Genomic DNA, 285 nt, shown 5'->3' on the forward strand with positions numbered 1-285 from the left:
CGATGGCACTTTCTCTCGAGAAGACTTCGTTTACGACCCCGCAACGTATAGATACACATGTCCTGGCAACAAGGAATTGCGAACATATCGCCGGAACTTCTCCAAACCGCGAAAGCCCAACGGCGGTAAAGACGGGTTCATTCGATACCGCGCATCAAAACACGACTGCGATGCGTGCCCGCTCAAACCGCAATGCTGCCCAGGTGATCCCGGGCGACGCGTCATGCGGTCAGTCCACGAAGCAGCCAGAGATGTTGCCCGCGATATCCGAAAAACAGACGCCTA

The 285-nt window shown here is 55.4% G+C and carries 1 protein-coding gene; it reads left to right on the top strand.

What is annotated here, in order from left to right; translation table 11 throughout:
* On the top strand, positions 1 to 285 hold a 285-nt coding region (locus tag AB2B41_RS23475), incomplete at both ends, for a hypothetical protein (protein WP_367880246.1).

Origin of the sequence: Sulfitobacter sediminis, assembly GCF_040811725.1 — a bacterium.
GTDB lineage: Bacteria > Pseudomonadota > Alphaproteobacteria > Rhodobacterales > Rhodobacteraceae > Sulfitobacter > Sulfitobacter sediminis.